Source organism: Synechococcus lacustris Maggiore-St4-Slac, from assembly GCF_024345595.1.
Taxonomy (GTDB): domain Bacteria; phylum Cyanobacteriota; class Cyanobacteriia; order PCC-6307; family Cyanobiaceae; genus Synechococcus_D; species Synechococcus_D lacustris.
In genome coordinates, this window is record NZ_JAGQBK010000013.1 from 19,992 (window position 1) to 40,167 (window position 20,176).

20 protein-coding genes are annotated in these 20,176 nt (G+C 54.1%); 8 read left to right on the forward strand and 12 right to left on the reverse strand.

Annotation, left to right across the window (positions count from 1 at the left end):
* Positions 1 to 31 precede the first annotated feature (31 nt).
* Genes mnmE through KBY68_RS09600 form a run of 3 tightly spaced genes read right to left on the reverse strand, consistent with a single transcriptional unit; the run spans position 32 to position 4,074 of the window.
* Complete coding sequence (mnmE, locus tag KBY68_RS09590; RefSeq protein ID WP_255096960.1) at positions 32 to 1,399, reverse strand: tRNA uridine-5-carboxymethylaminomethyl(34) synthesis GTPase MnmE; 1,368 nt, start codon at positions 1,397 to 1,399, stop codon at positions 32 to 34.
* Positions 1,392 to 1,793: a hypothetical protein gene (locus KBY68_RS09595; RefSeq protein WP_255096961.1), complete on the reverse strand. Its 402-nt coding sequence runs from the start codon at positions 1,791 to 1,793 to the stop codon at positions 1,392 to 1,394. Before KBY68_RS09595 ends, mnmE begins: the two co-directional genes overlap by 8 nt.
* Complete coding sequence (locus KBY68_RS09600) at positions 1,786 to 4,074, reverse strand: RelA/SpoT family protein (RefSeq protein WP_255096962.1); 2,289 nt, start codon at positions 4,072 to 4,074, stop codon at positions 1,786 to 1,788. Before KBY68_RS09600 ends, KBY68_RS09595 begins: the two co-directional genes overlap by 8 nt.
* 92 nt (positions 4,075 to 4,166) lie before the next feature.
* Here KBY68_RS09600 and KBY68_RS09605 point away from each other — a divergent pair, with 92 nt between their 5' ends.
* Positions 4,167 to 5,753, forward strand: coding sequence for an ABC transporter ATP-binding protein (locus tag KBY68_RS09605; protein WP_255096963.1), 1,587 nt, complete (start codon positions 4,167 to 4,169; stop codon positions 5,751 to 5,753).
* Between the two features lie 3 nt (positions 5,754 to 5,756).
* Entirely contained in the window at positions 5,757 to 7,259 is a 1,503-nt protein-coding gene (locus tag KBY68_RS09610) for an APC family permease (protein ID WP_255096964.1), read from the forward strand.
* Here KBY68_RS09610 and KBY68_RS09615 read toward each other — a convergent pair.
* The 3 genes from KBY68_RS09615 to KBY68_RS09625 are packed head-to-tail and all read right to left on the reverse strand — an operon-like array spanning position 7,227 to position 9,493.
* A complete protein-coding gene (locus KBY68_RS09615; RefSeq protein ID WP_255096965.1) occupies positions 7,227 to 8,207 on the reverse strand; it encodes an RluA family pseudouridine synthase in 981 nt (326 codons plus the stop codon). The two genes, KBY68_RS09610 and KBY68_RS09615, sit on opposite strands and share 33 nt — an antisense overlap.
* A 9-nt stretch (positions 8,208 to 8,216) precedes the next feature.
* Entirely contained in the window at positions 8,217 to 9,110 is an 894-nt protein-coding gene (gene ylqF, locus KBY68_RS09620) for a ribosome biogenesis GTPase YlqF (protein ID WP_255096966.1), read from the reverse strand.
* On the reverse strand, positions 9,110 to 9,493 hold the full coding sequence (locus tag KBY68_RS09625; protein WP_106500320.1) for a universal stress protein: 384 nt from the start codon (positions 9,491 to 9,493) through the stop codon (positions 9,110 to 9,112). The genes ylqF and KBY68_RS09625 overlap by 1 nt, the downstream gene beginning before the upstream one ends.
* Before the next feature lie 99 nt (positions 9,494 to 9,592).
* Here KBY68_RS09625 and KBY68_RS09630 point away from each other — a divergent pair, with 99 nt between their 5' ends.
* The gene (locus KBY68_RS09630; protein WP_255096967.1) at positions 9,593 to 10,798 is read left to right on the forward strand and encodes a phosphoglycerate kinase; all 1,206 of its coding nucleotides are present in this window, start codon (positions 9,593 to 9,595) and stop codon (positions 10,796 to 10,798) included.
* 138 nt (positions 10,799 to 10,936) lie between these two features.
* Here KBY68_RS09630 and KBY68_RS09635 read toward each other — a convergent pair whose 3' ends face one another.
* Together KBY68_RS09635 and KBY68_RS09640 are read right to left on the reverse strand one after the other, a co-directional pair.
* Positions 10,937 to 11,101 (reverse strand): hypothetical protein, encoded by a 165-nt coding sequence (locus KBY68_RS09635; protein ID WP_162842900.1) that lies wholly within the window; start codon positions 11,099 to 11,101, stop codon positions 10,937 to 10,939.
* Between the two features lie 38 nt (positions 11,102 to 11,139).
* Complete coding sequence (locus KBY68_RS09640; RefSeq protein WP_255096968.1) at positions 11,140 to 11,889, reverse strand: DUF8623 domain-containing protein; 750 nt, start codon at positions 11,887 to 11,889, stop codon at positions 11,140 to 11,142.
* Positions 11,890 to 11,938: 49 nt separating this feature from the next.
* On the opposite strand from KBY68_RS09640, the gene KBY68_RS09645 reads away from it, so the two are divergent.
* The gene (locus KBY68_RS09645) at positions 11,939 to 13,024 is read left to right on the forward strand and encodes a UDP-N-acetylglucosamine--N-acetylmuramyl-(pentapeptide) pyrophosphoryl-undecaprenol N-acetylglucosamine transferase (protein ID WP_255096969.1); all 1,086 of its coding nucleotides are present in this window, start codon (positions 11,939 to 11,941) and stop codon (positions 13,022 to 13,024) included.
* Here the strand turns inward: KBY68_RS09645 and KBY68_RS09650 are convergent.
* The gene (locus KBY68_RS09650; protein WP_255096970.1) at positions 12,995 to 13,549 is read right to left on the reverse strand and encodes a thioredoxin domain-containing protein; all 555 of its coding nucleotides are present in this window, start codon (positions 13,547 to 13,549) and stop codon (positions 12,995 to 12,997) included. The genes KBY68_RS09645 and KBY68_RS09650 overlap by 30 nt on opposite strands.
* Positions 13,550 to 13,594: 45 nt before the next feature.
* On the opposite strand from KBY68_RS09650, the gene KBY68_RS09655 reads away from it, so the two are divergent.
* Entirely contained in the window at positions 13,595 to 13,999 is a 405-nt protein-coding gene (locus tag KBY68_RS09655) for a 4Fe-4S binding protein (RefSeq protein ID WP_106500445.1), read from the forward strand.
* A complete protein-coding gene (locus KBY68_RS09660; protein WP_255096971.1) occupies positions 13,999 to 14,532 on the forward strand; it encodes a hypothetical protein in 534 nt (177 codons plus the stop codon). The genes KBY68_RS09655 and KBY68_RS09660 overlap by 1 nt, the downstream gene beginning before the upstream one ends.
* Positions 14,533 to 14,554: 22 nt before the next feature.
* Here the strand turns inward: KBY68_RS09660 and KBY68_RS09665 are convergent, their stop codons facing one another.
* The gene (locus KBY68_RS09665; protein ID WP_255096972.1) at positions 14,555 to 16,261 is read right to left on the reverse strand and encodes a lytic transglycosylase domain-containing protein; all 1,707 of its coding nucleotides are present in this window, start codon (positions 16,259 to 16,261) and stop codon (positions 14,555 to 14,557) included.
* Positions 16,262 to 16,290: 29 nt separating this feature from the next.
* Here KBY68_RS09665 and KBY68_RS09670 point away from each other — a divergent pair, with 29 nt between their 5' ends.
* A complete protein-coding gene (locus KBY68_RS09670; RefSeq protein ID WP_241537188.1) occupies positions 16,291 to 16,527 on the forward strand; it encodes a hypothetical protein in 237 nt (78 codons plus the stop codon).
* Positions 16,528 to 16,566: 39 nt separating this feature from the next.
* The gene (gene glmM, locus KBY68_RS09675; protein ID WP_106500438.1) at positions 16,567 to 17,943 is read left to right on the forward strand and encodes a phosphoglucosamine mutase; all 1,377 of its coding nucleotides are present in this window, start codon (positions 16,567 to 16,569) and stop codon (positions 17,941 to 17,943) included.
* Here the strand turns inward: glmM and KBY68_RS09680 are convergent.
* Positions 17,932 to 18,864: a BadF/BadG/BcrA/BcrD ATPase family protein gene (locus KBY68_RS09680; RefSeq protein ID WP_255096973.1), complete on the reverse strand. Its 933-nt coding sequence runs from the start codon at positions 18,862 to 18,864 to the stop codon at positions 17,932 to 17,934. The two genes, glmM and KBY68_RS09680, sit on opposite strands and share 12 nt — an antisense overlap.
* A complete protein-coding gene (locus KBY68_RS09685) occupies positions 18,857 to 20,167 on the reverse strand; it encodes an IctB family putative bicarbonate transporter (protein WP_255096974.1) in 1,311 nt (436 codons plus the stop codon). The genes KBY68_RS09680 and KBY68_RS09685 overlap by 8 nt, the downstream gene beginning before the upstream one ends.
* Positions 20,168 to 20,176 lie beyond the last annotated feature (9 nt).

Consider the following 20,176-nt stretch of genomic DNA (forward strand, 5'->3'; position numbering starts at 1 on the left):
ATATACATACCCCCGAAGGGGGTATGTATATTCATTTGCCTATGCAAAATTTTGAGAATACGCGATCAAGCACTGCTTCTGATATCTCAGCACCGGTAATTTCGCCTAAATGTGCAATAGCTTCGCGTAAATCTATTGTCCAAAAATCCCAGGGCAATTGATTATGGGCTGCAGCAAAGCAGCCATCTAACGCCTTTGCTGCAGCTTTAGTTAAATCTTGTTGGCGGCGGTTTAATGCCAGCTGAATGCCGCTATTATCTAGGCAATAACCGCAACTAAGTAGTAATTGCTTTTTAAAATTATCAATGCCAATTCCCTTTTCGGCGCTGATTTCGAGGGCATTGATTGCGTTGAGTTTGTTGTAATCTGCTTTGCCTAAATCAATTTTATTGCCAACTAGTAGCAGTGGAATTTCTTTAGGTATTTCAAGCTTCAGATTTTCATCTGCAGAATTCCAGCCTGCATTTATATTAAACATTAATATAACCACATCAGCATTTGTTAGGGCCCTACGGCTGCGTTCAATACCCAGTTGTTCTACCTTGTCTTGGCTTGCGCGAATGCCAGCTGTATCAAGCAAGGTGATGGGAACACCCTCAATAACTAATTCAATATCCAGGAGGTCGCGGGTGGTGCCGGCTTGATCGCTAACTATCGCCCTTTCATTTCCACATAGGCGATTAAGTAAACTGCTCTTGCCCACATTGGGTTGGCCCACAATTGCCACCCGCAACCCCTCCCTGAGCATTTGCCCTTGGTTGGCAGTTGTTATCAATAATTGCATTTCCTCTGCAACATTTTTTAGCTCTGCAGTAACCGCTTGCGGATTTAGGCTTGGTAGATCTTCTTCAAAATCAACCCGCGCCTCTAATTCAGCTAATTGATCCAGAAGCCGTTGCCTAAGCGCTTCTATTTTTTCTTGCACTCCACCAGAAAGCCCCGCCATTGCTAGTTGGGCAGCGCGCCCACTGCGGGCCGTGATTAGATCAATTAGTGCTTCGGCCCGAGTGAGATCTAAGCGACCATTAAGAAATGCCCTTTGGCTAAATTCCCCTGCCTTGGCCCGTTCGGCGCCAGCGGCTAGCACAAGATCCAGCACCCGTTGCACAACTACTACACCGCCATGACAATGGAGTTCCACAACGGTTTCACGGGTGAAGCTGCGGGGTGAACGCATTAAAAGCAGCAGCGCTTCATCGATGCGTTCGCCACTGCTTGGTTCCACCACATGGCCATAAAGCACCCGATGGCTTTCCCATTCTTGATGGCCGGCGCAAACAAAAAGTTGCTTGCCTATCGTTTCAGCTTGGGGCCCACTAATACGCACAATTGCCACACTGCCTTCACCTGGGGCAACAGCCGTTGCCACTGCTGCAATTGTGCTGTTGCTGTTATTCATGGCGTAGCGCCAGCGACCAATAAATAATTAGAACTACGCCAACGCTTAAAAATAATCCGCTTAGGCTGGCGCACAGAATTCGATTTCCTGGCAGCAGCACCGTTCGCACTATGCCGTAGGGAACCACCGTGAGTAGTTGTAGGCCCAGGGCAACAAGCGCCAAAACAATTCCCCAGCGGCGCCTCAGCAGCAGGGCCCAGCAGGCAATTGTTCCAATGATCAGGGCGGGTAGCCAGCCGGCAAGGGCCACCACAAAGGTTGTGATGTGCAACTGATCTGGTTTTGTTATTGAAAGTTGTATGGCAAATGCGCAGGCAATAAAGGCAAGCAAATTAAAAGATAAACCTAGCGATGCTAGCCGGCGGTTGTTATTTAAAGTGATTAGTTTAGCCAATGCCAGTACGGGCGATGTTGAGCACATCAGCCATGGAGCGAATCTGGCCAATGGTTGTTTGCAATTGACTGCAACTGCTGAGCTCGATGCGTAGATCTATTCTGGCAGGCTTGCCAAATGCAGTGCGAACTCTGGCATCACTAACGTTGATGCGACTATCTGATAGTTGGGTGAGGATATCTTTTAAAATGCCAACTCTATCTAACACTTCGATTCGCAATTGGGTGGGATAGGTGCGGCGATGTTCAGAGCTATTGGGATTCCAGCGCACTGGCAGGCGCCTTTCAGCTGGTGTTTGAGCCAAATTGCTGCAGTCTTGGCGGTGAATTGTGATGCCATGGTTACCAAGGGCCACCGCCCCCATGATCACCTCACCCGGCAGGGGGCAGCAGCAACCACCTAGGCGATATTCCAGGCCTTCCAAACCAAGGATTGGAATCCCATTGGTGCTACCACTGGGAAGATCTGAGTGTTCAGAAAGACTCTTTGCTAGTTCTTCATTGCTAACTTCTGGTGCTGCTGCTGCCTCTTGCAAACGCAGCTCTTCCCGCAGGCGATTGGTAACTTGATGCTGGGTAACACCACCGAAACCTAAGGCGGCTAAAAGATCATCAACATTTGCGAGATTGCAGCGCTTGGTAACACGAGCCATCGCTTCGCCATGGAGCAAGCTTTCCAGCCCATCACGACCAAGTTCGCGTTCAAGGATTTCTTTACCCCTAAGGATATTTTGTTCTCGATGGCTGCGTTTATACCATTGGCGAATTCTTTCCCGCGCCGTTGGCGTGGCAACAAAATTCAACCAATCCAGGCTGGGGTGAGCATTTTTGCTGGTTACTATTTGAACAAAATCACCATTTTGTAGCGGCGTTGTGAGATTGCAAAGACGATCGTTTATTCTTACGCCTTGGCAATGATTGCCCACTTCGCTGTGGATACGATAGGCGAAATCTACAGCTGTTGAACCTTTGCGTAAACCCACCACATCCCCTTTGGGTGTAAAAACAAAAACCTCTTCATCAAATAAATCTTCTTTAATTGATTTCAAATAATCGTTATGGTCTTCACCAGCGGCCTCCTTTTGCCAATCCACCAGCTGTCTTAGCCAATTGAAACGAGCCATTTCATCGCCATCGGCGGGTGATCCACCCTCTTTGTATTTCCAATGGGCGGCGATGCCATATTCGGCTACATGGTGCATATCGGCTGTGCGGATCTGAACTTCAATTGGTCGATGCCTACCAATTACAGCCGTATGTAGCGACTGATAACCATTTGGTTTTGGTAGGCCTATGTAATCTTTAAAGCGTCCAGGTATTGGTCTAAATGTATCGTGCAATACGGCTAAGGCGCGGTAGCAATTTTCCACCGAGGAGGTAACTATTCTTAAGGCGGCAACGTCGTATATCTCATGGAATGCCTTCTGCTGGCGTTGCATCTTGCTCCAGATGCCATATAGATGTTTTGGGCGGCCAACCACATCGCAGCCCTTGATCCCAGCCGCATCAAGCCTGCTTTTTAATAGCTGCACAGTTGTTGCTAGTCGATCCTCTCGATCGCTGCGCTTGCTGGCCACCTCCTGTTGTATTTCACGGAAGGATAGTGGCTCTAATACTTTGAAAGCCAGATCTTCTAATTCCCACTTGAAACGTCCAATCCCTAATCGATTGGCAAGCGGTGCATAAATATCACGGGTTTCCGTTGCGATCCTTTCCTGTTTATCGGGCTGCAGGGCGCCTAGGGTGCGCATATTGTGTAATCGATCGGCTAATTTCACTAAAACAACGCGAATATCGCTTGCCATAGCCAAAAACATTTTGCGTAGATTTTCCGCCTGTGCTTCTGTGCGATTAGTGAAATGTATACCCCCTAATTTTGTTACACCTTCTACTAACCCTCTCACTTCAGCGCCAAAACGAGCTTCGATTTCGTTTGGTGTTACGCCTGTATCTTCCACCACATCATGTAAAAAACCCGCAGCGATCACCGCAGCGCTGCCGCCGATATCCCTCAGCAGATCAGCCACTGCTACGGGATGGATGATGTATGGCTCGCCACTGGCCCTTACCTGGCCGCTGTGCAGCTGGTAGGCAAAATCAAATGAAAGCGCCAGCAGTGCTTCTGGGTCGGTGGGGCAGCTATCGCCTCGCCCAGCAGGCACATTGGCAAGGCAATTCTCGAGCCATTCCGGCAAGGGAATGTTGTAGTTGCAAGGGCCGCAGGATTTTTCCGGCAGTGGTGCCGTTGCAATACACACACCTCGATCGGCGGCTTCGAGCATCGATCCTTCAGATTGAAGCCATGCTATTCAGCAACGGCTACAAAACCCCAATACCAAAGCTTTAATCCTCAATGGAAGCCGCCGCTAATTCGATGGTGCTCCAACTTGATCAGTTGGTGGTGGCTTATCCCCACACGGCTGAACCCACCCTGCAGGGTTTAAATCTCAGCCTGCAACGGGGGGAGCGGCTTGCCCTGGTGGGGCCTTCGGGCTGTGGCAAAAGCACCGTGGCGAGGGCTGTATTACAACTTTTGCCCCCTGGCAGTAGAACCGCTGGCGGCCTGCTGCTGTGCGGCCAGGATCCCCGCACCTTGGGCCCTAGGGCCCTAAATCGCTTGCGAGGTGAAGCGGTGGGTTTGGTGTTCCAAGACCCCATGACTCGCCTAAATCCTTTGTTAAGCATCGGCGAACACATCAGCGATACCTTGCGGGCCCATCGGCCTGGCTGGCTGAGGGAGCAGGTGCGCCAAAGGGCAGAGCAATTGTTGGAACGGGTGGGCATCACAGTGGAACGTTTCAATAGCTATCCCCACGAATTCAGTGGTGGCATGCGTCAACGGGTGGCGATCGCCCTTGCGATGGCCTTAAATCCGCCGCTTGTAATCGCCGACGAACCCACCACCAGCCTTGATGTGGCAGTGGCAGCACAGGTAATGGCCGAACTATGCGGCCTTTGTGAAGAGCTGGGCAGTGCCCTTTTGTTGATCAGCCACGACCTAGCCATGGCCGGCACCTGGTGTGGCCAGATGGCAGTGATGGAGCAAGGAAGTTTGCTGGAATTGGCTACTTCAGAGCAGGTGCTAACCAATCCAAAGCAACCCCTGAGTAAACGGCTTGTGGCCGCCGCACGGCTGCGGGAAGGCAGCGGCACCCCGCCCCTTGCGGCCACAGCTGTGCTGCTGGAGGTGCATCAATTGCGCTGTTGGCATCGCTTGGCTTCACTGCCATGGCGCCGCAGGTGGCTCAAATCAATTGATGGGGTGAATTTTCGCCTTCATGCCGCTGAAACCCTTGGGGTGGTTGGTCCTTCCGGCTGTGGCAAAAGTACCCTGTGCCGCGCCTTAATCGGTTTGAATAGCTTGAGAGGCGGCTCCGTGTTGCTGCAGGGCAGAGACCTTCAGCAACTGCGGGGAAAAGAACTGCGCCTTGCTCGCCAACGCGTGCAAATGGTTTTTCAAGATCCTTTGGCTTGCCTGAACCCAGCCATGGCGGTGCAGGATGCAATCGCTGATCCCCTCTTGATCCATGGTTTGGCTACGAAGGCTGAGGCCCGCAGCCAGGCCGTAGCACTGATGGAAGCAGTGGGTTTAGCAGCTGGATTTGCTAACCGATTGCCGCGGGAATTATCGGGCGGTCAACAACAGCGGGTGGCGATTGCCAGGGCCTTGGTTTTAAAACCCAGCGTGTTGCTTTGTGATGAATCAGTGAGCATGTTGGATGCAGAGGTGCAGGCAGATGTTTTGCAATTACTGCGGGATTTACAGCAACAATTTGGCTTAGGAATCATTTTTGTTACCCATGATTTAGGGGTGGCAAGTGGTTTCTGCCACCGCCTAATTGTTTTAGACCAAGGCAAGATCGTGGAAGAGGGGCCAGGGGATCTGCTGTTGCACCAGCCTGAAGCCGCAATTACCCGTGAATTGGTTGCGGCCTGCCCGCGGCTACCCCAGTTGGTGTGAGCCATGGCTGAACTGCAAAGGCGCCTATCCCTATTCAGCTTGGTGATGGCCGTGGTTACCAGCACCATCGGTTCTGGCTGGTTATTTGCCCCTTATTTAACGGCTCAGTTAGCAGGGCCGGCCAGCCTATTTAGTTGGTTGGCTGGCGGGGCTATGGCATTTTTGATCGCCTTGGTTTTTGCTGAACTTGGTGCCTTGGTGAGTAGTTCCGGTGCCTTGGCGCAGATTCCACTGCTCACCCATGGCCGCACCGCTGGTTTTATTGGTGGTTGGACAGCATGGCTTGGTTATCTAGCTCTGCCTGCCATTGAAGTGATGGCAACAGTTCAATATTTGGGTGGCAGTTTTCCATGGCTTGCAAGTTATGGAGGACCATGCTTATTACTGCTATTTGGCTGGATAAATCTGGCTGGAGTAGCAACCTTGGCCCGCTGGATAGATAGCCTAACAATTTGGAAATTACTGGTGCCCTTAGCTGTTTCTATTGCCTTGATATTTGGTGCTGGCCACTGGGGTAATTTACAGGTGGCAGGTTATCAACAGAAGGGAATACTTGATGCTTTAAGTACTGGTGGAATTTTATTTAGTTTGCTGGGTTTTCGCACCGCCATGGATCTCGCAGGTGAATCGCGCCATCCCCAGCGCGATGTGCCCCTGGCCATGGCTTGTGGTTTAGGAATTTCTCTGTTTATTTATCTTGTTTTGCAATTTGCTTTCCTTGTGGCAGTACCTCCAGCGTTGCTCGCTAATGGTTGGAGTGGTTTGCAATTAACTGCCCATGGTGGCCCACTGGTGGCGGTTGCTTTGGGGGGTGGTTTTAGTTGGCTAGCTAATTTATTAATTACCGATGCTGTGGTTTCACCCAGCGCCACCTCAATGGCATATATGGGCACCGCAGCAAGAGTGAACTGGATGATGGCCCGTTGCGGTTTGCTGCCAGCAGCTTTTACTAAAATCAACAGGGCGGGGGTGCCTTCTCTGGCATTGGTTGCAACTGTTTTAATTGGTTTGCTCTTACTTCAAGGCGGAGCCAGTTGGTCTAAGGCCGTTGGTTTTATTACCTCGGCTTTAGTTATTTCCCTTGCCATGGGGCCAGTTAGTTTGATTGCTTTACGTGAACAAGCGCCTCAGATTTTAAGGCCTTACAAATTACCTGCAGCCGAATATTTATGCCCTTTGGCATTTGTTCTTGCCACCTGGGCAATCTTTTGGTGTGGTTGGGATAGTTTGCAAGTGGCGTTGCCACTGATTCTTGCGCCTGCCTGCATTTATTTGTTAGCAAAACGGCGGAATGAAGTGGAAATTAAATCAGCTATTTGGTGGTTTGTTTATTTAATTGGCATTGGATGTGCCTCCTATCTTTTTGGAGCTGATCGTGTGTTTCCTTTATCTGAGGCTTGGCAGCTTTTTGTGTTGGCTGCTTTTGGACTCTCGGTTTTCCCTTGGGCAGTGCGCACGCGTTTGGATCAACCATCACCCCACGCGATGGTGCAGCTTGGGTCTTAATGCTTTGAGTAAATTCTCGAAGCTTTCCGGCAGGGGTGCCTTAAGCACCATCCTTTCCCCCGTAACAGGATGGTTTAAGCCCAGCTCCACCGCATGCAGGGCTTGCCCGGCTAGATCCACCGGCAGTTTGCGACAACGGCTGTAGGTGGCGTCGCCCACCATTGGATGACCCATATGGGCGCAGTGCACCCGAATTTGGTGGGTGCGGCCGGTGTCGAGCTTGAAACGCAAAAGGGAATAGTCGCCGAATCGCTCCAGTAGCTGCCAGTGGGTGCAGGCGTAGCGACCCTGTTCATCGGCAACAACCGCATATTTTTTACGGTCTACCGGATGGCGACCAATGGCACCCACCACAGTGCCTTCAGCGGCATTTGGTGCCCCATGAACAACTCCCAAATATTCACGACTGGCAATCCGTTGTTGAATTTGAATTTGTAATTTCACCAACGCCTCTTGGCTTTTTGCAATCACGATGCAGCCGGTGGTGTCTTTATCAAGGCGATGCACGATCCCAGGCCGCATTTCGCCGCCGATGCCTGGTAGATCAGGGCAGTGGTGCAATAAACCATTTACCAAGGTTCCGCTTTTATTGCCCGGCGCCGGATGCACCGTGATGCCAGCTGGTTTATTGAGCACGATCAGATGGGCATCTTCAAACAACACATCAAGGGGCATCGCCTCTGGTTTTAGGTATTCCAGAGGTTCCGGCGGCGGCATCCATAGCTCCACGCAATCGCCAAGGCGCAAGGGTGTTTTGGCTTGGCCGGTAACACCATTCACCCGCACATAGCCGGCATCAATAAATTTTTGAATTCGTGCCCTGCTCTGTTCGGGCCTTTGGCTTACCAACCAGCGATCAAGCCGCATCGGTAGGGGCTTGGGATAGCTGAGAGCTAACAATTCCCCCTCCCCCTGGCCAAATTCCAACCTGCTCTCTGCTTTAGCCATAGTTGAAAGCTAAGGGCATATCTCAGGCAACTCCAAGGCAATGGCCCCTAGGCGAGCGCCACGGAAATCATCAAGCAGTTTCGTTGCCATGCGCAGGCTGTCGCCACCGGTGTGACGTTGGGCGGCAGCTTCAAACCAGCCCTCCACATCAGGTGCCCCAGAGGTCAAAGCAGCCAGTGGTAAGCCATAGCGCTTTTGCAATAACCCCGGCGGCACGCCAGCTGCTGGGGTTGTTTGCAAGTTAGTGATCATTTTGATGAAGGCCTTTGCCACCGCTTCCGAGTCGTAGGCCGCTTGGCCGATGTCGTCGCATAGGGCAAGCCTTAGGGCGGCCATTTGATCATCCAAGCGCGGCGGTAAAACACCCGGAGCATCGAGTAGATCGAGATCTTGGCCAAGCCGCACCCAACGCAAACTGCGTGTTACGCCTGCCCGGCGGGCGCTATCCACCACTTTCTGCCGCACTAAACGGTTGATCAGGGCTGATTTACCCACGTTGGGGAAGCCAAGCATCAAGGCCCGCACGGGCCGTGGTTTCATATCCCGCTCCGCCCGGCGGCTATTGAGGCTGTGGCCAGCACGAATGGCTGCCTGTTGAAGTTGTTTTACACCTGTTCCCACCTTGGCGTCGCACCACCATGGGGTTTGGCCTTGCTCGCGAAACCAGGCATCCCATTGCTGCTGGGCTTCCTTGCTAACCATGTCGCGACGGTTCAACACCAACAGGTGTTTTTTGTCTTTTATCCAACGCTGTAAGCGTGGATGGCCAGTGGCTGTGGGGATGCGGGCATCACGCACCTCGATCACCAGATCCACCTTGGCCAGATGGCCATTCAGGGCCCTTTCCGCCTTGGCGATGTGGCCCGGATACCACTGGATCGCCGGAGCGGCACTACTGAGCATTAGGGCACCACCAACACCGCGCAGGGGGCCAGTTGAATCACCCGGGCGGCGGTGCTTTGTTGGTCATTTTCAAGGCTGATGCCGCGGGTGCCCATCACGATCAGGTCGGCTTCGATTTCATCTGCCACATCACCAATCACAAAAGCGGCCTTGCCTTCACGCTCGATTACCTCGCAGCTGATGCCAGCCCGTTCAAAGGTGTCGTGGGCTTGTTGCAGCAGCTGAGCAACCCCATCGGGGTTGGCCATGGTGGTGTCATTGCTGTCTACCACTGAAAGCAACACGAGCCTGCTGTTGTGTTGTTGCACCATTTTGAGAACGGTGGCAGCGGTTTCAAGGGCCGTGCGGCTGTGGTCGAGGGGGAAAAGGATGGTGCGGAACATTTAATGCACAGAACCAACACATACCTTGTCCTAGCTCGCCACTGGCCGCTGGCAAGTGATTAGGCGTTAATCTCAGCGGCGTCCCCCTATCCATATCCCATGGCTAAGCGCTCTCTCACCGCTCTCACCGCCGATGAGTTGCGCGCAAAACGCGTGCTTGTGCGGGTTGATTTCAATGTGCCCCTGGATGAAGCAGGTGCCATCAGCGACGACACCCGCATCCGCGCCGCCTTACCAACCATCAATGATTTGATCGCTAAGGGCGCCAAGGTGATCCTTGCTGCCCACTTCGGTAGGCCTAAAGGTGAAGTGAATGAAGCGATGCGCCTCACGCCCGTGGCAGCCCGTTTAAGTGCACTGCTGGCTAAGCCTGTTGTTAAAACCGATAGCTGCATTGGAGCAGATGCGGAAGCCAAGGTGGCCGCCATGGCCAATGGTGATGTGGTGCTTCTTGAAAATGTTCGCTTTTTCGCAGAAGAGGAAAAGAACGATCCTGGTTTTGCAGCCCAGCTGGCCAAGTTGGCTGATGTTTATGTGAATGATGCCTTTGGTGCAGCCCATAGGGCCCATGCCTCAACCGAGGGTGTAACCGCCCACCTAAAGCCAAGTGTGGCTGGTTATTTGATGGAAAAAGAACTGCAATATTTGCAGGGTGCCATCGATGAACCAAAGCGCCCTCTGGCCGCAATTGTTGGTGGCTCCAAGGTGAGCAGCAAGATTGGCGTGTTGGAATCTTTAATCGATAAATGCGACAAGGTGTTGATCGGCGGCGGCATGATTTTCACTTTTTATAAAGCCCGTGGTTTAGCCGTTGGTAAGAGTTTGGTAGAGGAAGACAAACTCGAATTAGCTAAGGAATTAGAGGCCAAGGCCAAGGCCAAGGGAGTTGAACTCTTGCTTCCCACAGATGTGGTGTTGGCAGATAATTTTTCTCCCGATGCCAATAGTCAAACCGTTGCGGTTGATGCCATCCCCGATGGTTGGATGGGCCTTGATATTGGGCCGGATTCAATTAAAACTTTCCAAGCGGCTTTAGCCGATTGCAAAACCGTTATTTGGAATGGCCCCATGGGCGTATTTGAATTCGATAAATTCGCCGCTGGCACTAATGCGATTGCCCACACTTTGGCGGAGCTGAGCGGCAAGGGTTGCTGCACGATCATTGGCGGTGGTGATTCGGTAGCAGCCGTGGAAAAAGTTGGTGTTGCTGAAAAAATGAGCCACATCTCCACCGGCGGTGGTGCCAGCCTTGAACTACTAGAGGGCAAGGTGCTCCCTGGCGTAGCAGCTCTAAACGACGCCTGATTCGTTTAGGCGTCCCCAGCTGTGGTTACCGATCGGGAAAGGGAGCTGTCGAAAAAGTTTTGGCAGCGGCGGCAGGGTGGGGTGTTGCGGCCCCGCCGTTGGGTTGGTGGCAAAAGAAGTTGGTGGTGGTTGGTGGGCCTAGGCGCTTTCCTCTTGGCCCTGTTGCTCGCCCGTTAGGGGTTGTTCATCGTTTATTTCCAGCACTGCCCGCAACCAATGGCGCATCTGCTGGGGCAGCAAGCCCTGCTCGTAGCGCAGCAGGGCTTCCATCAGCACGGGGCTGTTTACCCAAGTTGGCCCCATGCCGATCAAGCCATTGCCTCGGCAGTGTTACGAACTTTTTAACGGCGGGCCACCACCCGCACCATGCGGCTCACGCTTACGGTGCCCTCTGGATGCATCAACAGCACCGCCCAAGACTGACTACCTGGTTTGTAAGGGGCTTGGATTGTTTTAAAAATACCGCCGCCGTTTAAGGCGCCAAGGGAGATTTCGGGGCTGCGCAAACTTGCGATTGCCTCCCGCGAAAGTTCGCTGATTCCGCCCGCTAAAACAGAATCTTTTAACGGTTGATCGAGTACTACATCGAAGTCGTAGCGCTGGCCCGTGAGCACCTCCTCGGGGGCGATCACACTTACGGCCAAATTGGCTTTGCCACTACGCAAAATTGATTCCTCCCCAAGGATTTCTTGGGAGCTGAGCCTGTTGCCGTTTTGTTGCACCGCTAATTTTTGGCTTGCCTCTAGCCGAAAAGTGCGGCCAGCCTCCTGGTGGTTGCCGGTTACTTTCACTAAAAGGGTGCTGCGTCCATCTTTTAGGTCGGGGCCGCTATTTAATTGCCAGCGGGCATCACTAAAGGTTTGACGCAGCAATTGCAGCCGGCTTTCCAAGCCAGTGGGGTTAAGGCCTGGGCCCTTCTCGAGCAAACCGCTCAGGCCAGCGCTGTTATTGCTATTGAGAGCGTTTTCAAGGGCGCGCACCAAATCATCACTTAAACGCGCTTCTGCCCTGGGCAGCGCCGCAGCCACGGGCAATAGGGCGATTAATGCTCCAAGGGCGTGGGGGAATAAACGCCTCAGGGAAACAAACACAAAAACTTGATTAGCTCCCTTTAAGTTAGGCGGCGCTTGCCCAAAGTTCATGGCCCGGCTTTTGATCGCCGCCAGCGGTACCGGTGGCCACCTATTCCCCGCCCTGGCGGTGGCGGAACGAATGCCTAGCGATTGGCAGGTGAGCTGGCTTGGGGTGCCAGATCGCTTGGAGCGTGATCTGGTGCCATCCCATTACCCGCTGCACACGGTGCGGGCGGGGGGGCTGCAGGGGCGTGGTTTTAAGAAATTGCTGCAATTGCTGCAGCTATTGGCCAGCACCTTGCCGGTGATGAGGCTGATTCGCCGTGAGCAGTGCGCAGTTGTTTTTACAACCGGTGGTTACATAGCTGCTCCAGCAATCCTGGCGGCTAGGTGGTGCGGCATTCCAGTGGTGTTGCATGAATCCAATGCCATACCCGGCCGGGTAACCCGTTTGCTTGGCCGCTACTGCCAAAAAGTGGCCCTTGGCTTTCCCCAGCCCCTGCCCAACTGCAAAACAATGCTTTGCGGCACCCCCGTGCGGAGCGCTTTCCTAGAAGCCAGCCCCTGTCCCGCTTGGGTGCCCCAAGGGGTGGGTCCATTGCTGCTAGTGATTGGCGGCAGCCAGGGCGCTTTGGGTTTAAACCGCATGGTGCGAGCGGCATTGCCGGCTCTACTGGCCCATGGCTGCAGGGTTGTGCATCTCAGTGGCAGCAGTGATCCAGATTTCGGCAGCTTGCAGCACCAAAACTATGTGGAAAAGGAATTCAGCAATGAAATCCCAGGGCTTTTGCAGCACTCTGATTTGGCCATTAGCCGCGCTGGGGCAGGCAGCATTAGTGAATTAGCGGCCTGCGCTACCCCGGCCCTATTGGTGCCCTTCCCCCAAGCAGCCGACAACCATCAAACAGCTAATGCTGAGGCCTGTATGGCCCGTGGCGCTGCGGTAATGCTGCATCAGCACTCCCCAGGCCAGAAACCGCTCAGCCGCATGCTTTGGCGTTTGCTCGGTCCCCGCTTGAGGGGTGCAGAGGGAATAGCTGATCCTTTAAATCAACTTGCGGTGGGCATGGCCCGCCTGGCTGTGCGGGATGCGGATTACCAGTTGGCCCATTTGTTAGTTGAACTAGGCGTGGCTGCGGGGTCCCGCCGTTGAGGTTTCTTTAAGCGGCTGGCTTTCATTGCTAAGGCTGCTCACAGCACCAACTCCAGCCAGTTGAGGCAATGGCGTGCCGGCGCTGAGGGAACTGGCAAGGCTTTGCAGCTCGCTGCTTTGCCGCAAACCCACCGATTGCCCCACCGATTTGCCATTGCTATCAAATAGTTGTAGGTGGGGGATGCCATTCACCTGCCAGCGTTGCAACTCCGCCTGCCAAGTGGGGTTATCAACATTCAACATCACCAAATTGATTTCAGGATGTTGCTTTTCAAGGGCAACCATTGCGGGGGCCATGCTTTTACAGGCTTCGCACCAATCGGCATAAAACTCCACCAGGCTGGGTTTGCCGTTTTCCAGGGCTTGATTGAGGGGTATGGATCTGCGGGCCAGTTGATCTAGGAGATCGCCGGGCCCCAGGCTGCCCTTGATCCAGGTGATCGCCACCACCAGCAATGCCACCAATAGCAATACAAGTTGGGGTCCCCGTTGAACGGGGGTGGCGGAAGCGCCCATGGCAGCCATAAAGATGAATCGCTGCCATGCTGGCAGCAGTTTGAACTTTTCGCCTTGAAACGCAGGCTCACACTGCAGTTTCCCCGGGAGGCGGTGCATCAACCGATCACCTATCGCCTTGCGGTTGATTACGACGTGGCCTCCCGCATCATTAGGGCCCAGATGGCGCCCAACCAAAGGGGCACCATGGTGGTGGAACTCTCTGGCGACATAGATGAACTAGCGGCAGCGGAGCAATGGTTAAGGGGTATTGGCTTAGAAATCACCAGTGCCGCAGGCGAAATTCATATCGATCCAGAACTGTGTGTGGATTGCGGCATCTGCTCAAGTGTGTGCCCCAGTGGTGCTTTGAGCTGCGGGGCCCCAAACTGGCAGTTGCAGTTCGATCTGCGCCGTTGCGTTGTTTGTGAACAATGCATAGCGGTTTGCCCCCTGGATGCCATAAGCCTGAGCCTGTGATGAACGCATCTTTCAAATTGCTATTGCTGCCGATCAGGGCGCCGATGATCACCTTGCTGGGGATCATTAGTTTTTATTTAGGTGTCCATTGGGGATTCCAGCAGGATGCGATGCGTGGCAGTGGAGTTGATGCTTCGCTAGTTGATGAAGCCTATTGGATTTTTAATTTATTCCAGGTATTTGTTGTAACCTTTTTTTGTACATTGCCTGATTTGGTATTGCGTCAGTTGTCTTTATTTATGGCAGCTAGTAAGGTTTTAACCCTTGTTGTAACCCTTTTAGTTGTGGTGCTTGGCGGCATGTATTTACTTTATTGGCCTGGGTTTGATAGTATTTTAGTGATGGCCTGCGCCCTGCTGCTTGCCAGGTTGGATTTAGTTAGATTAAAAGTTTGGCCGCCCTCCTGGCTTGCCTGTATTGGTTTTACATCTTTCATTATGTTTTTTATATCCTATGGCAACGCCCTGCATTTGCGTTTACACGCATGGCCGATCATCAGGCATTTACTTGATGCGGGCGTGATAGGTAATTAATTTCTAACTAATCTTAGTATAGTTATATTCGTTGGCGGCTCAACTGTTGATAGCTAAAGTAATTTCCCAGCACACTTTTTACGTAGATTCTGGTTTCTGGATAGGGAATTTGCTCCACCCAAAGTTCTGGTAGATCCTGCAAGTTGTTATTTGGCCATGATTTAACAGCCCCCGGCCCGGCGTTGTAGCTGGCAACAGCGAGAAATATATTTCCTCCAAACTCCCTGAGCATTTGTTTTAAATAGCTTCCCCCTAGGCGAGCATTTAGGTTTGCTTCTTCCAGTGCCGCTGTTGTTAGGGGTTCCCCCGCCAGTTCCGCGGCAGTGGCGGGCATCAGCTGCAATAAACCCACTGCCCCAGCGGGGGAGCGCACCGTTGTATTCAAACGCGATTCTTGGCGGGCCACCCCCTGCAGAAGCAAAGGATCTAAGCCCGCCCGGCGGGCGGCAGTGCCCAGCTCCTGGCCATAGGTGAGCGGGTGGCGTTGTTGCTCCAGTAGGGCCTGTTGAGCTTTGCTGCCCGCTGCCCCCTCCAGGGCCGCACTATCAAGTTGAGCTAAACCAAGCCAGCGATCACCCACGGCTAAGCGCAGTTGCCCCTCCTGCCAAAGGTTGGTTGGTGTAACCGCTGCTCTACCCAAGCGCCATGTGCGCCAATGCTCCCAGGCCTCTGTATGCAGCCCCAGGCCCCTTAACTTTGCCAGTGGCGCAGGTAATGGGGCAGGGCCGCTTTGAGCTGGCAGAGGTGGTTTTTCAGCCAAACGAACACTGGCCCGCCAGGCGTAATAGCCATAGGGATATTGGCGTAATTGGTTTTGCCAGATGGCTCGCGCCCTATCTTTTTGGCCCTGCTGCCAGGCGCTTAGCCCCATCCAAAAGCGACTGCGGGCAGCGATGGGTGGGCTCTGTTTGTTTGGTTGTAATTGGCTGAGGCTGTTGTATGCCCTAGCCCACTGGCGTTTTAGCAGTAGTTCCCTGCTGCGCTCCCAGGCTTTTGTGCTTGCGCTCAGCTGTTCTTTAGGTTCGATTTGCTCGATTTTGGTTTTGCCAAGGCAGCGCTGGGCTGCAGCCCTATCCCCCTGGGCCAGCAAGCCAGTTGCCAAAAGTGTTTTTTCGCTTTTTGCCAGTGCCCGCTCCGGCTTCATGCAGGCCTCAGCCATTGCCGCAGCAGCGCCGGGCCAGCGTTTGCCATAGCGGGCTAAATGCAAACCGCCGAGGCTGCCACCTTTCTTTTGCTGCCATTTGAGGGCAGCTGCCAGGGCGGCAGGGTGGGCCGGAAAGCGTTGCAGCAACTCCTTGGCTTGGCCCAGGGCGTAGAGGCCATCAGCGCTAGGTGGTGCTTTTGGGAACTGGCTAACCAGGTATTGCCATTGCTGTTGAGCTGCTGCTTCTTGGCCACCATGGGCAAGGGCCAAGGCCTCTAACTTCAAACTGATTGGTGCCAGCAGCTGGCTCTCCCCTTGCCTACCCCAGCCTTGGCCCCGCAGCAGATCCAGCTGGTTGGGTTGCTGTGTTGCCAGGATTAGGCGTGCTTCCCGCCGCCTGATTGGATCAGGGTCTAACCGGGCGCTGCGATTTAAAAAGATTGGTTTGCTTGCGGCCGTAAGGCTGGGCCTTTTAGCCAACAGCAGTTGTTGCAATGCCGCCAAAGCAAAGGCAGTGCCAAGGGCTATGCCAGTTAGGCCAAGCACTCCCCGTTGATTAAAGGCAGCCAACGATTTTTGCTCCATTATGAAGCCTGCTTTGCTTCAATTCTGTGGTGCAATCTGTAGCTCGCTTTTTGCTGCAGCTGCAGAGGCGATTGGGGCCAAACCTATCTGCCTTGGAATTGCAACAACGCCGCTGCGGGCTTGCGGTAGCCCTTGGTTTGGGCTGTTGGTTATTGAGGCCGTTGCCACCATTTATGTGGTTGCCAGGTGCGGTTGTGGGTGCATTTTTGCTTTGGGCTGCCCTGGAGCTAGCCGGCTTGCTTTGGCGGCCCCAGCGTTGGCATTAGGCAGCTGCGGTTACCCTCTGAGCAAGATTTTTTTCTGCCATGGCTGATCTGGCTACCCATCCGGTAGGTCAACCCTTTTCCGCTGGCGTGAGCTTTGGCACCGATGGCATTCGCGGCCTGGTTGGTGGTTTGATGACCCCCGCCCTTGCCATGCAAGTGGGTTATTGGGGTGGTTTGGTGTTGCAGGGGGAGGGGCCGGTGTTGATCGGCAGGGATTCCCGCAGCAGTGGCTGGATGCTGAGCGCTGCTTTAGAAGCAGGGCTAACGGCGGCCGGCCGTGAGGTGTGGAATTTGGGTTTATGCCCAACCCCAGCCGTTGCCCGCTTGGTGCAGCAACAAGGTGCTGCCGGTGGGGTGATGGTTTCTGCAAGCCACAACCCGCCAGCTGATAACGGCATCAAACTGTTTGCGGCCGGTGGTTCGAAATTGGCCCGCCAACAGCAGGAGTTGATTGAGGCTGGCCTGCGGGGGGAGTTGCCAGCTGCTGCTAATCGTTGTGGCAGTAGCCATCAACGCAGCGACTTACTTGCTATTTACCGCCAATTGCTACGCGAAGGGTTAGCCGATAACCAACTCAGCGGCAGGCGCATCGTGCTCGACCTCTGCTGGGGTTCAGCCACCGCCTGCAGCAGCGAATTGTTTCGCAGCCTTGGCGCTGAAGTAATTGAGCTCCATGGCAGCCCCGATGGCAATGCAATCAATGTGGGCTGCGGCAGCACCCACCTGGCCCCACTGCAGGAAGCCGTTCGCCAAAGCGGCGCTGAACTTGGTTTTGCCTTTGATGGTGATGCCGATCGGGTACTTGCAGTTGATGGGGAAGGCCGGCTTGTGGATGGTGATCACATCTTGTTTATGTGGGGTTCTGCCCTTGCAGCAGCAGGGCAATTACCTAAGCAATTACTGGTGGCCACGGTGATGAGCAACCTTGGTTTTGAACGGGCCTGGCGCAGCGGCGGCGGCCAGCTTGAACGCACGGCTGTTGGTGATCAATACGTGCATGAAGCGATGCAAAACCTGGGCGCTGCCCTTGGTGGTGAGCAATCTGGCCATATTCTTTGCGCCCACCATGGCTTAACCGGTGATGGTTTGCTAACGGCTTTGCAGTTGGCGGCGTTGCTTAAACCTGGTGAAAGCCTTGCTGATCGCCGAAATCAGAGTTTTGTTTCCTATCCCCAACGCCTAAAAAATGTGCGGGTAGCCAACCGTGAGCGGCGTCAACAATGGCAGCAGTGCGATCCCCTAGCCCAGGCGGTGGCTAGGGCAGAGGCGGAAATGGCAGGGGAGGGCAGGGTTTTAGTGCGCGCCTCCGGCACCGAACCGCTGTTGCGGGTGATGGTGGAGGCCTCAAGCCAGGCTGTGGTTGATCATTGGATCGAAAATCTTGCGGCCATCGCCGAACGGGAATTAAACCACTAGTTGTGCTGCAAGTTGCAGGGCGCCATGGCAGGCATCCCCAAGGGGCTTTTGGATTTTTGTACCCGGTAAGCGCTCCTGCAGCAGCTTTTTGAAACTTGTTTGCAGTGGCGTTAGGTTTTCAATGGCACCACCAAAACAGCAGATCTCTGGTTGGGGCATAGCCAAGGCAGTTGCAACCCCCTCCACCATCAGGGCCAATTCCTCCCCGGCGATATTTAAAACCCGTTGGGCATTGGGATCACCCTGTTCCGCCAGGTTGCTAACAAGGGGCGCCAGCCGGGCAAAACCGGCGGCACCGAAATGGGGATCCACCACCAATGCTTTTAATTCATGGGGATATCGCACCCCTAAGGCAGTCCATAGCACTGATTTAAGGCTGGTTTCAGTTAATCGACCATCTGCCATGCGCAGGGTGAGGGCAAGGCCATCCCGGCCTATGTCCATGGCGCTGCCCACCCCATCCACCAGCCAACCCCAGCCAGCACAACGGTGCTGGTTGCCGAGGTGATTACGACCCACGGCAATGGCGCCGGTGCCACTGATTAAAACAATGCCGGGGCAGCCCGGCGCAAAGGCACCGGCAAGGGCCGTGCGTTCATCACCGGTAACGAGTACCGCCCCTAGGCCGAGGGCCTCTTTAGCCAAGCTGGTGCCAAGGATTTGACTGGGGCTTTCCGCTTCTATGCCACTGGCACCCACTGCGGCAGCGAGCAGCGGGCCTTTGCTTTCACAACTGTTTAAAGCGGCAGCAAAACTGCTGCGCAGGGCCGCTTGAAAGCGTTCACGGCCGCCGGCACTACTGAGATGGCTAATACCACTCCCCTCACCCTCTGCTAATACCGTGCCATCAGCTAGGGCAAGGCGGCAGCGGGTGTGGGTTTGGCCGGCATCAAAGCCGGCAAAGATGGCAGCTTCAGTCATTGTTTTGGCCGGCACCCAGGGTGGCTAATAAAAACCAGCCTGTGATTTGCACTTCCGGCCTAAAGAAAATCGTATCCACTAAGCCATGGCCAGCTAAACCAAGCACCGCTGCCATCGCACCGATGCAGGGCAAACTAAAAAATAAATCTCGATAGAGCTGGCTAAAACCAATGCGCACACTGGTAAAAAGCAAACCCAGGGCGGCTAATAAACCGGGAATACCAGTTTCAACAGCTAGTTCAAGGGGCACGGAGTAGGCGCTTAAGGCTGTGAAACGCGGCTGTTGATACAAGGGGTAAATCAAATTAAAAATGCTGTTGCCGGGCCCGATCCCAAGCCAGGGACGGTCGTGAATCATCTCAAGGGCCGCCAGCCACACGTTGATGCGGAAATTGTTGGAACTGTCTTCACGGCCAGCGGCCATGCTGAGCAAACGCACCCGCAAGGGCTCAATTTTTACGGCTGCCACAAGCAGCCCTACCACCACAAGGCCAATTAATAGGGGCGGCAGCCAGCGCCTTAGCGGCTTTGCCAAGTGTTTGCTTAGCCGCAATAGCAGCAGCATTCCCATGGCGCTAAGGGCTAGGGCCATGCCAATCCAGCCGCCGCGGCTGTAGGTGAGCAGCATTGCAACTGAGCCCAGCCCCAGGCTGCTGAGGGCAAATAGCCGCAACCAGGGGCTGCGCCAACGCAGCAGTGCCACCAGCGCTAAGGGCAAAATCGGCAGTAGATAACCAGCCAGCAGATTGGGATTTTCCAGGGTGCTGTAGATCCGTTGGGTGCCATCGGCAATGGAGTTGGGGTCAGCCCAACGGGCCAGTTCAGTGGTGTCGCCATAGAGCTGCCGCAAACCGATCACAGCTGTGATTAGTTCACCAAGCAGCAGTGCACCCAGCAAGCGATCCCACCAGCGGGGCGCTTCGTTTAGGAGCCGGCTGATCAGGGCATAAACACCGAGATAGCTCAATAATTTGAATAAACCTTTTGCAGCGGCGGCGGGCACCGGAGAAAAACCAGTTGCCAGCAGTGCTAGGGCCAGATAGGCCAGTAGCCATCCATTCACTGCCCCTAAGGGTTTGCCGCTGGCGGGCGTGGCTAAACCCCAAATCAACCAAAACAAACCGCAGGCAGTAATTAATAAACCAAGGCCACCACGATCAGCTAATGGCAGCAGTAGCAGCAGAGCCGTTAGTAATCCCCCGGCTAGCTGCGGCAAAAAAGGTAGTAGCCGGCTTGCATTTCTTTCCCCCTGCCATAGGCCCTGCCAACGCAACAACCAAGGGATAGAAGGGCTGGAGCTCATGGGTTGCTA

Excerpts from the sequence above, each read along its gene's own strand:
- mnmE (WP_255096960.1), bottom strand. The coding sequence starts at position 1,399 with ATGAATAACAGCAACAGCACAATTGCAGCAGTGGCAACGGCTGTTGCC.
- KBY68_RS09600 (WP_255096962.1), bottom strand. The coding sequence starts at position 4,074 with ATGCTCGAAGCCGCCGATCGAGGTGTGTGTATTGCAACGGCACCACTG.
- KBY68_RS09605 (WP_255096963.1), top strand. The coding sequence starts at position 4,167 with ATGGTGCTCCAACTTGATCAGTTGGTGGTGGCTTATCCCCACACGGCT.
- KBY68_RS09610 (WP_255096964.1), top strand. The coding sequence starts at position 5,757 with ATGGCTGAACTGCAAAGGCGCCTATCCCTATTCAGCTTGGTGATGGCC.
- KBY68_RS09615 (WP_255096965.1), bottom strand. The coding sequence starts at position 8,207 with ATGGCTAAAGCAGAGAGCAGGTTGGAATTTGGCCAGGGGGAGGGGGAA.
- ylqF (WP_255096966.1), bottom strand. The coding sequence starts at position 9,110 with ATGCTCAGTAGTGCCGCTCCGGCGATCCAGTGGTATCCGGGCCACATC.
- KBY68_RS09625 (WP_106500320.1), bottom strand. The coding sequence starts at position 9,493 with ATGTTCCGCACCATCCTTTTCCCCCTCGACCACAGCCGCACGGCCCTT.
- KBY68_RS09630 (WP_255096967.1), top strand. The coding sequence starts at position 9,593 with ATGGCTAAGCGCTCTCTCACCGCTCTCACCGCCGATGAGTTGCGCGCA.
- KBY68_RS09635 (WP_162842900.1), bottom strand. The coding sequence starts at position 11,101 with ATGGGGCCAACTTGGGTAAACAGCCCCGTGCTGATGGAAGCCCTGCTG.
- KBY68_RS09645 (WP_255096969.1), top strand. The coding sequence starts at position 11,939 with ATGGCCCGGCTTTTGATCGCCGCCAGCGGTACCGGTGGCCACCTATTC.
- KBY68_RS09650 (WP_255096970.1), bottom strand. The coding sequence starts at position 13,549 with ATGGCTGCCATGGGCGCTTCCGCCACCCCCGTTCAACGGGGACCCCAA.
- KBY68_RS09660 (WP_255096971.1), top strand. The coding sequence starts at position 13,999 with ATGAACGCATCTTTCAAATTGCTATTGCTGCCGATCAGGGCGCCGATG.
- KBY68_RS09665 (WP_255096972.1), bottom strand. The coding sequence starts at position 16,261 with ATGGAGCAAAAATCGTTGGCTGCCTTTAATCAACGGGGAGTGCTTGGC.
- glmM (WP_106500438.1), top strand. The coding sequence starts at position 16,567 with ATGGCTGATCTGGCTACCCATCCGGTAGGTCAACCCTTTTCCGCTGGC.
- KBY68_RS09680 (WP_255096973.1), bottom strand. The coding sequence starts at position 18,864 with ATGACTGAAGCTGCCATCTTTGCCGGCTTTGATGCCGGCCAAACCCAC.
- KBY68_RS09685 (WP_255096974.1), bottom strand. The coding sequence starts at position 20,167 with ATGAGCTCCAGCCCTTCTATCCCTTGGTTGTTGCGTTGGCAGGGCCTA.